This is a genomic window from Aeromonas sp. ZOR0001 (assembly GCF_000801015.1).
Lineage (GTDB): Bacteria > Pseudomonadota > Gammaproteobacteria > Enterobacterales > Aeromonadaceae > Aeromonas > Aeromonas veronii.
In genome coordinates, this window is sequence record NZ_JRJY01000160.1 from 1 (window position 1) to 14374 (window position 14374).

Below are 14374 nucleotides of genomic sequence, written 5' to 3' on the forward strand. Positions count from 1 at the left end.
GACGTGGTTGTGATGGTCTCCGGTGCTCTGGTACCGAGCGGCACAACCAACACCGCTTCTGTTCACGTTCTTTAATCAGAGCTGAACGAGTTGAAAACGGCGCCTGCGGGCGCCGTTTTTTTTGTCCCTCCCCCCTGCTTACCTGACAAGCCCGGTGTTAGAATCCACGCGAATTTAATCTATGCGGGAAATCTCCCGAATATCGCGTAATAACCCGGAAGTTATATGCCCTCAATACGTTTTAAAAGAGTCTCGGCCACCCTGTTGCCGCTGCTCTGTCTCCTCGCCAGCCTCTGCGTGCCGCAAGCCATGGCGCAAGATGTCCCCTCTCGCAACGCAGTTCAGCGAGCGCTGGATGGTCTGGGTAAATCAGAGACCCTGACCGTCAGTCAGCAAGCGGATCAGAAGTTGCTGACCGAAACCCTCGGACTGCTCGACAGCATCGACAAGGAAGAGGCGAAGGCCAAAACCCAGGCCCAGCGGATCCGCAACCTGCCCACCGAGCTCAGAGAGATCAGCGCCAAGCTCGATGCCCTGACCAAGGGCAAGAGTGCCGAGCAGATCAAGAGCGAATACGCCAGCATGAGTCTGGCAGAGCTCGACAGCCGTCAGCCGGAAGTGCTGGCCAACATGCAGGCGGCCCAGGAGGCCCTCGGCGCCATCGGCAGCCAGCTCACCAGCTTGCAGACCCTGCCGGAGCGGGCCCAGGCCAGCATGAGCCGTGCCTACCAGCGCAGTCAGGAGATCCGTACCCGCCTCAACGCCGGTGAAAGCGTCTCCAGCGCCGAGAAGATGAAGCTCGGTGCCGAGCTGGCCCTGCTCGACCTGCAACTGGCCCACCTGCAAAAGGAGCTGGATAACCGAACCAGCATGCAGGATCTGGCGATCAAGCAGCGCGACTACCAGAGTGCCCGTCTCGCCAGCGAAGAGCAGAAACTGCAGCTGTTGCAGGATCAGAGCAGCGCCAAGCGCCTCGGCGACACCGAAAAAACCGCCGAGCAGACCGGTGAACTGGTGGCGACCGAAGACAGCCCGCTGGTGCAAAAAGAGCAGGAACTCAACCACCAGCTCAGCCAGCAGCTGATCGGTGCCACCACCAGCCTCAACTCGCTGGTCCAGAAAAACCTGCAAGCCAAGAGCTGGCTGGAGCGCGGCATCCAGACCGAGCGCAACCTCAATGAACAGGTGCAGATGCTCAAGGGCAATCTGCTGCTGTCACGCATCCTCTATCAGCTCTACCAGCAGCTGGAAGCGGCGCCCACCATCGCCGTCAAAAACCTGGAAGAGCAGATCGCCGATCTGCATCTGGCCCAGTTTGAACTGAGCCAGCAGCGTGACCAGCTGTTCCAGAAGAACCTCTATCTGGACAATCTGATCGCCGGCAGCAAGGATCCGGTCAGCGAGGAGGACAAGGAGAGCCTTGCCAAGCTGCTCGACACCCGCATCAATCTGCTCGATCAGCTCAACCGCCAACTCGACAGCCAGCTCACCAACGCCATCAGCCTGCAGCTGACCCAGCAGCAGCTGGCGCGGGTCTATGCCTCTATCGAATTTACCCTGCAGCAACACATCTTCTGGGTAAGCAGCAACAAGCCCATCGACAGCAAGTGGTTTATCAGCTGGCCCGCCCAAGCCTACAAACAGGCCTCCGACTGGGTATTGAAACCGGACTGGAAACGCTGGCGCGAAGAGCTGCTGGGGATCTCCCTGCTCGCCTTCCCGCTGCTGCTGATCGGCGGCCTGCTGGTCTGGAAACGTCCGGCGCTGGTTGAGCGCGAGAAGAAGATCACCAAGGACCTTGGCCGTTTCCGTCAGGATAGCCAGTGGCACACCCCGCGCGCCCTGCTCTATACCGTGCTGCAACGCCTGCCGGGCAGCATGTTCATTCTGGCTGGCGGTCTGCTGCTCACCTACTGCGGTCTGCTCAGTCCCAAGCTGATGTTCCAGATCACCCTGAACCTCGCCCTCGGTTATCTGGTGTTCAGCGTCTATCTGGCCGTGATGCGCCCGGGCGGCATCGCCGAGACCCACTTCCGGATCCCGAAAGCGGAGCTGCAGGCCAAGCGCAACAGCATGCGCTACATCTGGTTGCCACTGCTGCCGCTCATCATGCTCGCGACCAAGGCGGTAGTTGAACCCTCCACCCTGGGCAACGACGTGATCGGCCAGGCCATGACCCTGACCCTGCTGGGGCTGGCCGCCTATCTGGTGTTCCCCATCTCCCGCGCCCGCATCAAGGGCGAGGCGAGCATGCAGAAGTCGCTGATCGCCATCGCTCTGGCGCTGGCGCCGGTGGCGCTGATCGTGCTGGCCGTGCTCGGTTACTACTACACCGCGCTGAAGCTGACCGGTCGCCTGATCGAATCCTTCTACCTCATCATCATCTGGAGCCTGGTCTACCGCACCGCCCTGCGTGGTCTTGAGCTGGCAGCCCGTCGTCTCGCCTACCGCCGTGCGGTGGCCAAGCGTGAGCACAAATCTTCGGAAGATGCGGAAGGTGGCGAGTCCATCGAAGAGCAGCCCATGGATCTGGAGGATGTCAGCCAGCAGTCCCTGCGTCTGACCCGTACCGTGCTGATGCTGATCTTCGGCGTCGCCTTCTACTGGCTCTGGTCCGATCTGGTCGCGGTATTCTCTTACCTCGACAGCATGGTGCTGTGGCACCGCAGTGAAGGCACCGGCGCCAACGCCGTGCTCTTCCCCATCAGCCTGAGTGACGTGCTGATCGGCTTCCTGCTGCTCGGCGGTGCATGGTCACTGGCGCGCAACCTGCCGGGCTTGCTGGAGGTGCTGGTGCTCTCCAAGCTCAACCTGGCTCAGGGTACCGCCTACGCCATCACCACCATGCTCAACTACGTGCTGATCGGCTTTGGCTCCCTCACCGCTCTCTCCATGATGGGCGTGCAGTGGGACAAGCTGCAGTGGGTTGCTGGTGGTCTGTCAGTCGGTATCGGTTTCGGCATGAAGGAGATCCTCTCCAACTTCGTCTCCGGCATCATCATCCTGTTCGAGCGTCCGGTGCGGATCGGTGACACCGTCACCATCGGCTCCTTCTCCGGTACCGTCTCGCGGATCCGCATTCGCGCCACCACCCTGACCGACTTCGACCGCAAAGAGGTGATCATCCCCAACCAGCAACTGATGACAGAACGGCTCATCAACTGGTCGCTGAGTGACACCGTCACCCGGGTGATCGTACGGGTGGGCGTGGCGTACGGCTCGGATCTGGAGCTGACCCGCACCCTGCTCAAACAGGCGGCCGACGAAAACAGCCGGGTGCTGAAAGACCCGGCCCCCATCGTCTACTTCCTCACCTTTGGCGCCAGCACTCTGGATCACGAGCTGCGCTTCTTCGTGAGCGAACTGGGAGACCGCAACCCGGCAGTGGACGAGTTGAACCGCAAGATCGACCAGCTGTTCCGCGAGAACGGCATCGAGATCGCCTTCAACCAGATGGATGTCTACATCAAGAACATGCAGGGCGAAGAGCAGAAGGTGGAGTCCAACTCCGCCGCTCTGCCGCCGCCCGCAGAAGATGGCAAGCAGCCAGCCTGATAGCGAACTGCATGAATCTGATGGCAACAGCCGCTCACCCTGGTGAGCGGCTTTTTTATGCCCTGTTTATGAAGATAGAGACGGCTATCCACCGCCAGCATGGCTGGCCGCCGCACAACAGGTAGCCATCACCCTTGATAAAATATAAAGAGAAATAAAAGTATAAAAACAAACACTTGCCCCACACCACTACTTACCGCATGGATGAAACCTGCGCCCTTCTCCCCTCACCGCGCCCCCCATACCACGCTCGCTCCGGCTCCCGGACTTTTATAACTTTTTTTAATTTTATTTGAGTGTCCTCTTCATCCTGTCCATTGCAAAGTGGCGCCATTCCAGCGCCGGGCACTGTGACCACCGCCCGGCTGACACCGACTTGCTCATTTGATAATTGAAAGGATCCGAGAGATGAAACACCCCTTGATGGTAATGGGAATAGCCGCCTGTCTGGCATTAAGCGGCTGCCAGAATATGGACACCAAGAAAGTCCTGATAGGTGCAGCTGCGCTGGGGGCCATCGGCGCCGCTGGCTATTACGCCGGGAAAAAGCACAGCGATAACAAACACGAGCATGATGGCCAACATGACGATAGCGATGACCAGCATATGGCCACCAGCAAGATGCCCCGCTACTGCTCGGGGGAAGCGGCCAGCAAATTTCATGTCTCCCCGCGCGATATCACCACCGAGTCGGCAGAAGAGAGTGGCCACAGATACAAGGTCTATGGCCAGTACGAGACCGACGATGATGCGGTCGACTTTACCTGCACCTTCGATCACGACGGTCGCTTCCTCTCGGTCGTTCGCAGCTGATTGGCCAGCGGGTATAGCCAATTCACTACTGGCACCACATACAGGACACACAAGATGAAACAGCAACGCAGCATGATCGCCAGCCTCATTGCGCTGGCCCTGCTTGGCCTCGCGCCATGCGCCGGTGCCACCAGCGGCCACTCCGGGGTGGATCTGGCCAGCATGGATAACAGCGTGCGCGCGGCGGACGATCTGTTTCGCCACGTCAACGGCAACTGGCTGGCCCAGACCCAAATACCGGATGACCTGCCGGGGCAGACCATCGGCAATCTGCTGGCGGACAAGTCGCTGAAGGATCGCAAGGGGTTGCTGGAGGCGCTGCTCAAGCGCCCGCAACAGGCCGGAACCCCTCGCCAGCAGATCGCCGATCTCTACGCCAGCTATCTGGATCAGGCCGGGCGGGATGCCAAAGGGCTGACCCCCATTCAACCACTGCGCGACGAGATCATGGCCATCCATGATGGCGCCTCGCTGGCCACCTACTTTGCCCGTGTTAACAAGCTGGGGGGCGGCGCTCCCTTTGGTATCGGGATCATGGCCGACAAGAAGCAGCCTGACAGCTACGGGATCTACCTGCAGCAATCCGGTCTCGGTCTGCCGGAGCGGGACTACTACCTGAAAGAAGATGCCGCCAGCAAGGCTCTGCGGGCCAGCTACGAGCAGTTCATTACCGCCCTGCTCAACCATGCCGGCGTCGAGGGGGCGAGCGAACAGGCCCATCGCATTCTGGCGCTGGAAACCCGGCTCGCCAGCCTGCAGTGGGACAGAGTCAAGCGGCGGGATGACAACCTCACCTACAACAAACTGCCCATCGCCCGCCTCAGTCAGTTGCTGCCCCCCCTGGATTGGCAACGCTACCTGACAGAGGCCGGTATCGCCGGGGAAACGGAGATCATCGTCAGTGAGCCGGACTATCTGGAGAAGCTGACCGCCGTGATGCAGGAGACCAGCATCGCGCAGTGGCAATCCTACTGCCTGTTCCATCTGCTACGCACTTATGCGCCCTATCTCGACAGCCAGAGCAATGCCCTGCACTTCGCTTTTTACGGTACGACCCTGAGCGGCATCCCCCGGCAGCGGGAGCCCTGGAAGCAGGCCATGGAGGTGCTGGACGACTATCTGGGTCAGGCGGTGGGCAAACTCTACGTGGAGCGCTACTTCCCGGCCGAAGCCAAGGCACAGATGGCGAGCATGGTGCGCAATCTGATCGCCGCCTATCGCCAGGAGATCGGTGGGCTCGACTGGATGTCTGCTCCGACCAAACAGCAGGCGCTGGCGAAACTGGAGCAGGTACGGGTCAAGATCGGCTATCCCGACCAGTGGCAGGATTACAGCGCAATCGAGATCCGTCCCGATGATCTGGTCGGCAATGCCCAGCGCGCGGCCACGGTGCGTTACAACGAGCACCTTGCCCGCCTCCATCAACCGGTGGATCGGGAGGAGTGGTTCGACAATCCGCAGACGGTGAACGCCTACTACAGCCCGAACAACAACGAGATCGTCTTCCCGGCAGCCATACTTCAACCATCCTACTTCGATCTGAAGGCGGATGATGCGGTCAACTATGGCGCCATCGGCGCGGTCATCGGTCACGAGCTGAGCCATGGTTTCGATGATCAGGGGGCCAAATTCGATGGCAACGGTGCCTTGCACAACTGGTGGGCTCCGGCCGATCTCAAGGAGTTCACCGCCAGAGCGCAAAAACTGGCGAAACAGTACGACCGTTTCGAGCCCATCAAGGGGGAGCATGTCAATGGCCAGCTGACCCTTGGCGAGAACATCGGCGATCTCGGCGGCCTGACCATCGCCCACAAGGCGTACCAGCTCGCCCTGGGCAACCACCAGCCAGCGGTGCTCGATGGCTTCACCGGCGAGCAGCGCTTCTTTATCGGCTGGGCGCAGGTGTGGAAAGGGAAGTATCGGCCCGAGCTCGCTGCCGTTCTGCTCAAGACAGATCCCCACTCGCCGCTGGAGTACCGGGTCAACGGCGTCGTCGCTAATATGCCGGCCTTCTACAGTGCCTTTGCTATCAAGCCGGGAGACAAGCTCTATCTGCCACCTTCCGAGCGTGTGAAGATTTGGTGACCACCAGCAGGGGCCCTGGCCCGAAAAGCTCCAGCAGATGGACCACCTCCACCTGAGCTGAAGATGACCGACACAGGGAGTGTCTGTTTTACCCTGTCTGGTTTTTCCCGACCCACATGTGCCTGACCATGTGGGTTTTTTTGACCCTTTTGCCCCACCGCTTCTCCTAAGCCTGCCCAGCTTTCACCCGATACGGTCACGGCACACAACTCTGCCATTTTCTCGCCTTTGCCATTGGCTGAAAAACCGGCGGCGGAACCGCTATAAATCGGTTTACCACCAAACAGGTCTGACCTATGGTAAAGCATGTAAAAGATGCATCGTGGAGCCGCTTTTCCTATGAATGACCGAGAACTGCAACAGATCCTGTTTCGCTCCTTCGATGTGATCCCGCTGCCTATTCTGGTGTCAGAATCCATTGCCCGTCACGATGGCTGCTCACCCGACATGATCCCGCAGCGGCGCCACCGCTTCCTGAATAAAGCCTTTATTGAGCAGCTGGGCTACAACCTTGACGATCTGCCGGACATGGCCTCCTGGTTTCAGGTCGCCTACCCGGATGAAGGGTATCGCCGCACCATCATCGACTCCTGGCACTCCCAGGTGGAACAGAGCTTGTCGCAAGGGCTGGAGGTTGCCGAAATGCCTGCGCTAATCCGCTGCAAGAGCGGTCAGTCGCGCTGGTTTATCGTCACTGCCCAGCTGGGAGCCGATGCCATCCCGGATGGCCATATCGTCACCTTTCGCGATATCCACGACCTGCAGTGCATGGTGGAAGAGGTGAGCCGCCTCTCCTGCACCGATCCGCTCACCGAACTGACCAACCGGCGTGGCGCCCAGCAACAGTTGCAGGCCCTTTGGTTGCAGGGTGAGCCCCTCTCGGTGGTGTTGGGAGATATCGACCATTTCAAACAGGTCAATGACCGCTACGGCCACCCTGCGGGTGATGCCGCGCTCTGCGCCGTCGCCCACGCCATGGCGAGCCAGCTGTTGCCGGGGGAGAGTCTGGCCCGTTGGGGCGGAGAGGAGTTCCTGCTGATCCTGCCTGGTTGCGATATTGAACAGGCAGCACGGCGCGCCGAACAGCTGCGCCAGCATGTCAGTACCACCCGCTTGCCATGGCAGGGGAAGCAGCTCTCCCTCACCATCAGTCTGGGGTGTGCCAGCATGAAGGGGCAGGAGGGCATCGACTATCTGCTGATGATGGCAGACCGGGCCCTTTATCAGGCCAAAGATCAGGGCCGTAACCGGGTTGTCATCTCGACGGAATAGAGTGGTAACCAGAACGGAAAGCCGACTCGCAAAAAAAACCGAAGCACAAGGCTTCGGTTTTTTACTGCGCAACTGGCGTGAGCCAGCCTGGCATTACTTCTTGATACGAATAACCGGGGTCTCGCCCACAGTCACGGCACCAGTCATTTTGATCAGCTCTTTGATCTCGTCCATGTTGGAGATGACAACCGGAGTCAGGGTAGACTTGGCTTTCGCTTCCAGAACGGCCAGATCGAACTCGATGATGGTGTCGCCGCGCTTGACCTGTTGACCTTCCTGAGCGATACGCTTGAAGCCTTCGCCTTTCAGTTCAACGGTGTCGATACCGAAGTGAACGAACAGCTCGATACCGGAGTCGGATTCCAGAGAGAACGCGTGGTTGGTCTCGAAAATCTTGCCAATGGTACCATCGCACGGAGCAACCATCTTGTTGCCAGCCGGCTTGATGGCGATACCGTCACCAACGATCTTCTCGGCGAAGACAACGTCAGGCACATCTTCGATCGGCACGATTTCGCCAGACAGCGGAGCAAAAATTTCGATGCCGCCGGTGTCAGAGCTATCGTCGGAAACCAGTTTCTTCAGTTTATCAAACAGACCCATATAAAGCTCCTAGAGATGATTTGTCGCTGTTTGCAGCCGATCTTAGCAGACTGCTTTCTGCTTAATAAAGTTATCTACGCATGCTTCGATTTCAGCGGCGGTGGCAAAGCTCAGTGCTTGATCAGCCATTGCCTTCACATCTTCGAAGTTGGTATTGCGGATAAGCTTCTTGATACGCGGTACAGAGATGGCGCTCATGGAGAACTCATCCAGACCCATACCCAGCAGCAGCAGGGTAGCGCGCTCGTCACCAGCCAGTTCACCACACATACCGGTCCACTTGCCTTCGGCGTGGGACGCATCGATAACCATCTTGATCAGGGTCAGGACGGAGGGTGACAGCGGGTTGTACATGGCGGAGATCATCTCGTTACCACGATCGACAGCCAGGGTGTACTGGGTCAGGTCGTTGGTACCGATACTGAAGAAATCCACTTCCTTGGCCAGATGATGAGCCATCACGGCAGCGGCCGGGGTCTCGATCATGATACCCACTTCGATGGATTCATCAAAGGCTTTGCCTTCGGCACGCAGTTCGGCTTTCAGCGTCTCTACGGTAGCTTTCAGGCTACGGAACTCTTCGACAGAGATGATCATCGGGAACATGATGCGCAGTTTGCCGAAGGCAGACGCACGCAGAATGGCCCGCAGCTGAGCGTGCATGATGTCTTCGCGGTCGAAGAAAATACGCACGGCACGCCAGCCCAGGAAGGGGTTCATCTCTTTCGGGAAATTCATGTACGGCAGCTCTTTGTCGCCGCCAATGTCCATGGTACGCACGATGATCGGCTGATCCGGCATCGCTTCGGCCACTTCTTTGTAGGCTTTGAACTGCTCTTCTTCGGTCGGCAGCGCGTCACGATCCATGAACAGGAACTCGGTACGGTACAGACCCACGCCTTCGGCGCCATTGCGGATGGCACCTTCGGTATCCTTGACGGTACCGATGTTGGCGCACACTTCGACCTGGTGACCATCCAGAGTGATGGCGGGCAGATCTTTCAGCTTGGCCAGCTCATCTTTCTCGGCCTGGAACTGAGCCTGGAACTTCTTGGCTTCGGTCAGTTGTTCAGCGGTCGGATTGATGATGATCTGGTTGTTGATCGCATCCAGCACCAGCATATCACCGTTCTTGACGCGCTCGGTGATGTCGTTGGTGCCGACCACGGCCGGCAGCTCCAGGGAGCGGGCCATGATGGAAGTGTGAGAGGTACGGCCACCGATGTCGGTAACGAAACCCAGCACATATTTCAGGTTGATCTGAGCGGTTTCAGACGGGGTCAGGTCTTTGGCGACCAGGATCACCTCTTCGTCGATGGTGCTCAGGTTGACAACGGCGATGCCCAGTACGTTCTTGACCAGACGGGTACCGATGTCACGGAAGTCGGTAGCGCGTTCGCGCAGATAAGGGTCATCCAGCTCGGCCATCATCTTGGCGTACTGTTCGATCACCTCATAGATGGCTTTGTCAGCGGAAGCCTTGTTCTCTTTGATGAAGGATTTGATATCCCCTTCCAGCTCCTCATCTTCGAGCAGCATGATGTGGCCTTCGAAGATGGCCTCTTTTTCCTCACCGAAGGTGCGACCGGCCATCTCTTTGATGGCTTCCAGCTGGGTAGCTGACTTGGTACGAGCTTCGAGGAAACGGTTGATCTCGGCATCAATCTGGTCAGCAGAGATTTTGCCCTGATTGATAACGATTTCATCTTCTTTAAGAAGAAGCGCCTTACCGAATGCGATACCGGGGGACGCAAGAATGCCAGATATCATAATCCTTCCTATTAAAACGACTGTGGGGGAGGAATCTAAAGCTGGATTACTCCAGCTCGTCCATCAGGGCAACCAGCTTCTCAACAGCTTGCTGAGCATCCGGGCCATCAGCCTGGATAGTTACGTTGGTACCCTTGGTCAGGCCCAGGGTCTGCAGCTTGAACAGGCTCTTGGCGCTGGCGGACTTGCCACCGGAGACCACAGTGATCTCGCTTTGGAATTCTTTGGCTTCTTTCACGAACTGAGCTGCCGGACGGGTGTGCAGGCCGTTTTCAGCAGTAATAACAACAGACTTCTCGTACATGGTTTCACCCCATATTATTGATATTTTTTGGTGGATTGGTCGTTTTTGAAGCAACCTGACCCACCGTGTCAGTATGGATATGTTGTAAAGTAACGAAAGCAGACCCGCAATGGTTTAATCCAGGTCAAGTTTCTGTGCAGTAATCGGCGCGCTGGTTGGCAATTTTCAGTTATTGGGCTACAAGCCGCATCAGGACTGGCCTGAAATTATTTTATAACGAAAAATAACACTTTGTTACCTTGTGATACCCAGCCAGCAAACACCGCGTGACGCCGCACAGGATATGAGATTTAGAGCGGAATGTCTGCTTTTTTTCTCACTCCGGAACTTGTTATTTTACCCCAAAAAATAAGGATCAAGTGACACTAACAGGGGTTGAGTCTAGCCCATAAAGAAGCGGCGCTCCTGGGAGCGCCGCTGTTTTGAAAGATTCCGATCAGTTACTGCTGCAGCTCCTGCTCGCTGAACACCCCGGCAAACAGGGCGCTGGAGAGGTAACGCTCCGCCGCGCTCGGCAGGATGACCACTATGGTTTTGCCCGCAAATTCCGGCAGCTCGGCCAGACGGCTGGCAGCCACCACCGCCGCACCGGAGCTGATACCGGCCAGGATCCCCTCCTCCTCCATCAGGCGACGGGCCATCTCGATGGCTTCATCGCTGGTCACCTTCTCCACCCGGTCGATGAGGGAGAGGTCCAGGTTGCCCGGGATAAAGCCTGCGCCGATCCCCTGGATCTTGTGGGGGCCCGGTTTGATCTCTTCCCCGGCCAACTTCTGACTGATGACCGGCGACTCGGCCGGTTCGACCGCGACAGAGACCACCGCCTTGCCCTGGGTCTTCTTCAGATAGCGGGAGACACCGGTAATGGTGCCGCCGGTACCGACCCCGGCCACGAACACATCCACTTCGCCGTCAGTGGCATCCCAAATCTCGGGGCCAGTGGTCTTTTCGTGGATCTCCGGGTTGGCCGGGTTTTCAAACTGTTGCAGCAACACATACTTGCCCGGCTCGGACTCGAGGATCTCGTTGGCCTTGGCAATGGCCCCCTTCATGCCGAGAGGCCCTTCGGTCAGCACCAGATTGGCACCGAGCGCCTTGAGCAGTTTGCGGCGCTCCAGGCTCATGGTGGCCGGCATGGTCAGGGTGATGGGATAGCCGCGAGCTGCCGCGACAAAGGCCAGAGCAATACCCGTGTTGCCGCTGGTGGGCTCGATGATCTCCTTACCCTTGGTCAGGATGCCGCGCTTCTCGGCATCCCAGATCAGGTTGGCACCGATACGGCACTTGACGCTGAAGCTGGGGTTGCGGCTCTCGATCTTGGCCAGCACGCGGCCTTTGGTAACACGGTTGAGACGAACCAGCGGGGTGTGACCGATAGTCTGGCTGTTGTCCTCAAAAATTTTGCTCATGGCGCTATCCCTGTGTTTGTTACGACGATGAAACAAGATTACCCTGTGGTTTCTGAATGAGAAGTGACTATTCGTTATAACCATATGGTATTACAACATATAGAGCTTATTCTCTCTGGCCCCTGACTCCAGGCGCCAATCGTCAAAGGAACCGACGTTATGGGATTTTCAGGAAGCAGCCAGTATCTCGCCTCCGATGCATTGAAGATGGCGGTCAATGCCGCCATCACCCTCGAAAAACCGCTGCTGATCAAAGGGGAGCCGGGCACCGGCAAGACGGTGCTGGCGGAAGCGGTCGCCGACCATCTCGGCACCGATCTCATTGCCTGGCATATCAAGTCCACCACCAAGGCCCAACAGGGACTCTACGAATATGATGCGGTGGCCCGGCTGCGGGACTCCCAGCTCGGCGATCCCAGAGTGGCCGATATCAGCCACTACATTCGCCAGGGCAAGCTGTGGCAGGCTTTTAGCGCCGAGCAGCGACCTGTGCTGCTGATCGACGAGATTGACAAAGCCGACATCGAATTCCCCAACGATCTGCTGCTGGAGCTGGATCGGATGGAGTTCGACGTCTACGAGACCGGCGAGCGAGTCAAGGCGCGCCAGCGGCCGGTGGTCATCATCACCTCCAACAACGAAAAAGAGCTGCCGGATGCCTTCCTGCGCCGCTGTTTCTTCCACTACATCCGCTTCCCCGACAAGGCCGAGATGCAGGCCATCGTCAAACTCCACTACCCCGACCTCAAGGAGAGCCTGCTTGGCGAGGCAATGGATCTCTTCTTCGAGCTGCGCGAGGTAGAGGGGCTGCGCAAGAAACCCTCCACCTCGGAGCTGCTGGACTGGATCCGCCTGCTGCTGGCCGACGATATCGCCCCCGAGGCGATGCGCGCCCGCGAGCCCGGCAAGCTGGTGCCCGCGCTATATGGCGCCCTGCTCAAGACCGAGCAGGATTTGCATCTCTTCGAGAAGCTCGCCTTTCTGGCCCGGCGCGGCAGCTGACCCATGTTGATCGACTTTTTTACCCACCTGCGCCGCCACAAGCTCCCCTGCAGCCTGCGCGAGCTGCTGGACTTGCACGCCGCACTGGCTGCCCGGCTGGTCGCTGTCGATATGGACGAGTTCTACCAGCTCTCCCGTTGCCTGCTGGTAAAAGACGAGGCCCACTACGATCGCTTCGATCGCGCCTTCGCCGAGTACTACGAGGGGCTGGAAGCCATCCCCCTGCTGCCGGAGAGCCTGCCGGATGAGTGGCTGCGCAAGGAGTTAGAACGACTGTTGAGCCCAGAGGAGAAGGCGTTGCTCAAATCCCTCGGCGGACTCGACAAGCTGCTGGAAACCCTTAATCAGCGGCTGAACGAGCAGAAAGAGCGCCACGCCGGCGGCAACAAGTGGGTGGGAACCGGTGGCAGCAGCCCGTTTGGCCACGGCGGTTTTCACCCCGAGGGGGTGCGCATGGGTGGAGAGGGACAGCACGGCAAGGCGGCCAAGGTGTGGGAGGCCCGCCACTATCGCAACTTCAGCGACGACTCACCGCTTGGCCAGCGCGCCATCCAGCTGGCGCTGCGCAAGCTCAGGCGCTGGGTGCGCAAAGGCAATCCCGACGAGCTGGATCTCGACGACACCATAAAAAGCTCTGCCCGCCAGGGCTGGCTCGATGTGAAGCTGCGGCCCGAGCGCCACAACAGGGTCAAGCTGTTGGTTTTCTTCGATGTCGGAGGCTCCATGGATGCCCATGTGGCCGAGGTGCAGCGCCTCTTCTCGGCCCTGCGCCACGAGTTCAAGCATCTGGAGTACTTCTATTTTCACAACTGCCTCTACGACTCCGTCTGGAAGGATAACGCCCGCCGCTTTGAGGAGCGGTTCGATACCCTGCGCCTGCTGCGCACCTACGGCAGCGACTACCGGGTGATCCTGGTGGGGGATGCCACCATGGGCCCTTACGAGATCACCTGGCCGGGTGGCAGTGTCGAGCAGTGGAACGAGGAGTCGGGTCAGGTGTGGCTTACCCGCTTGCAGCAACACTTTCCCAAACTGGTGTGGATCAACCCCACCCCGCGCAGGGAGTGGCTCTGGCATCCCTCGATAAAATTGATGAATGACGTGGTTGGCGGGCGGATGCATCCGCTGACTCTGGCGGGTCTCGCTGCGGCGATCGACCAGCTCTAACCCTCTCTACCCTATAAACCGACAAGCCGGGAACGCACCCGACGAGGAGCAAAGATGACCTCTATCGTGATCAGTGGCTCAGGCCTCTATACCCCACCCTTTGCCGTCAGCAATGAAGAGCTGGTGGCCGCCTTCAACCAGTATGTGGATCTCTACAACGAGGAGAACGCCTCCGCCATCGACGCTGGCCAGCTCCCCGCCAAGCAGCACTCCAGCTGCGAGTTCATCGAGAAGGCCTCCGGCATCAAGAGCCGTTATCTGGTGAGCCGCGAGGGAGTGCTCAACCCCGGCATCATGCAGCCGCTGCTGGCGGAGCGGCCCGATGAGATGCCCTCCATCATGGTGGAGATGGCGGTGGCCGCCGCCGAGCAGGCGCTGATCGCAGCCGGCCGCG

Annotated in this window: 10 protein-coding genes and 1 pseudogene; 7 read left to right on the top strand and 4 right to left on the bottom strand. The window is 58.8% G+C overall.

The window, feature by feature from the left end; genetic code table 11:
* Positions 1 to 225: 225 nt before the first annotated feature.
* The 4 genes from mscK (at position 226) to L972_RS18920 (ending at position 7725) form a co-directional block, all read left to right on the top strand.
* A complete protein-coding gene (gene mscK / locus L972_RS18905) occupies positions 226 to 3555 on the top strand; it encodes a mechanosensitive channel MscK (protein ID WP_005359039.1) in 3330 nt (1109 codons plus the stop codon).
* A gap of 408 nt (positions 3556 to 3963) precedes the next feature.
* A complete protein-coding gene (locus L972_RS18910) occupies positions 3964 to 4368 on the top strand; it encodes a hypothetical protein (RefSeq protein ID WP_047440287.1) in 405 nt (134 codons plus the stop codon).
* Positions 4369 to 4422: 54 nt separating this feature from the next.
* Positions 4423 to 6453 (top strand): M13 family metallopeptidase, encoded by a 2031-nt coding sequence (locus tag L972_RS18915; RefSeq protein WP_047440289.1) that lies wholly within the window; start codon positions 4423 to 4425, stop codon positions 6451 to 6453.
* Between the two features lie 339 nt (positions 6454 to 6792).
* On the top strand, positions 6793 to 7725 hold the full coding sequence (locus tag L972_RS18920; RefSeq protein ID WP_047440291.1) for a GGDEF domain-containing protein: 933 nt from the start codon (positions 6793 to 6795) through the stop codon (positions 7723 to 7725).
* Positions 7726 to 7818: 93 nt separating this feature from the next.
* Here L972_RS18920 and crr read toward each other — a convergent pair whose 3' ends face one another.
* From crr to cysK, 4 genes are all read right to left on the bottom strand, one after another.
* Positions 7819 to 8328 carry a PTS glucose transporter subunit IIA gene (gene crr, locus L972_RS18925; protein WP_005338264.1) on the bottom strand — a complete coding sequence of 170 codons (510 nt, stop codon included), beginning with the start codon at positions 8326 to 8328 and terminating at the stop codon, positions 7819 to 7821.
* 42 nt (positions 8329 to 8370) lie between these two features.
* Entirely contained in the window at positions 8371 to 10098 is a 1728-nt protein-coding gene (gene ptsI / locus L972_RS18930; protein ID WP_019446785.1) for a phosphoenolpyruvate-protein phosphotransferase PtsI, read from the bottom strand.
* Positions 10099 to 10144: 46 nt separating this feature from the next.
* A complete protein-coding gene (locus L972_RS18935) occupies positions 10145 to 10402 on the bottom strand; it encodes an HPr family phosphocarrier protein (RefSeq protein WP_005338266.1) in 258 nt (85 codons plus the stop codon).
* A 440-nt stretch (positions 10403 to 10842) separates the two neighbouring features.
* The gene (gene cysK, locus L972_RS18940) at positions 10843 to 11811 is read right to left on the bottom strand and encodes a cysteine synthase A (RefSeq protein ID WP_047440293.1); all 969 of its coding nucleotides are present in this window, start codon (positions 11809 to 11811) and stop codon (positions 10843 to 10845) included.
* Positions 11812 to 11970: 159 nt separating this feature from the next.
* Between cysK and L972_RS18945 the strand changes: the two genes are divergently transcribed.
* The 3 genes and pseudogenes from L972_RS18945 to L972_RS21150 form a co-directional block, all read left to right on the top strand.
* Entirely contained in the window at positions 11971 to 12813 is an 843-nt protein-coding gene (locus L972_RS18945; protein WP_005347493.1) for an AAA family ATPase, read from the top strand.
* 3 nt (positions 12814 to 12816) lie between these two features.
* Positions 12817 to 13980: a vWA domain-containing protein gene (locus L972_RS18950; protein ID WP_047440295.1), complete on the top strand. Its 1164-nt coding sequence runs from the start codon at positions 12817 to 12819 to the stop codon at positions 13978 to 13980.
* A gap of 54 nt (positions 13981 to 14034) precedes the next feature.
* A pseudogene (locus tag L972_RS21150) lies at positions 14035 to 14374 on the top strand (beta-ketoacyl-ACP synthase III); the annotation flags it as partial.

What these genes read in the sequence shown, in the direction of transcription:
- L972_RS18915 (WP_047440289.1), top strand. Translation starts at nt 4,423, where the DNA reads ATGAAACAGCAACGCAGCATGATCGCCAGCCTCATTGCGCTGGCCCTG.
- L972_RS18920 (WP_047440291.1), top strand. Translation starts at nt 6,793, where the DNA reads ATGAATGACCGAGAACTGCAACAGATCCTGTTTCGCTCCTTCGATGTG.
- mscK (WP_005359039.1), top strand. Translation starts at nt 226, where the DNA reads ATGCCCTCAATACGTTTTAAAAGAGTCTCGGCCACCCTGTTGCCGCTG.
- L972_RS18945 (WP_005347493.1), top strand. Translation starts at nt 11,971, where the DNA reads ATGGGATTTTCAGGAAGCAGCCAGTATCTCGCCTCCGATGCATTGAAG.
- L972_RS18910 (WP_047440287.1), top strand. Translation starts at nt 3,964, where the DNA reads ATGAAACACCCCTTGATGGTAATGGGAATAGCCGCCTGTCTGGCATTA.
- ptsI (WP_019446785.1), bottom strand. Translation starts at nt 10,098, where the DNA reads ATGATATCTGGCATTCTTGCGTCCCCCGGTATCGCATTCGGTAAGGCG.
- crr (WP_005338264.1), bottom strand. Translation starts at nt 8,328, where the DNA reads ATGGGTCTGTTTGATAAACTGAAGAAACTGGTTTCCGACGATAGCTCT.
- cysK (WP_047440293.1), bottom strand. Translation starts at nt 11,811, where the DNA reads ATGAGCAAAATTTTTGAGGACAACAGCCAGACTATCGGTCACACCCCG.
- L972_RS18935 (WP_005338266.1), bottom strand. Translation starts at nt 10,402, where the DNA reads ATGTACGAGAAGTCTGTTGTTATTACTGCTGAAAACGGCCTGCACACC.
- L972_RS18950 (WP_047440295.1), top strand. Translation starts at nt 12,817, where the DNA reads ATGTTGATCGACTTTTTTACCCACCTGCGCCGCCACAAGCTCCCCTGC.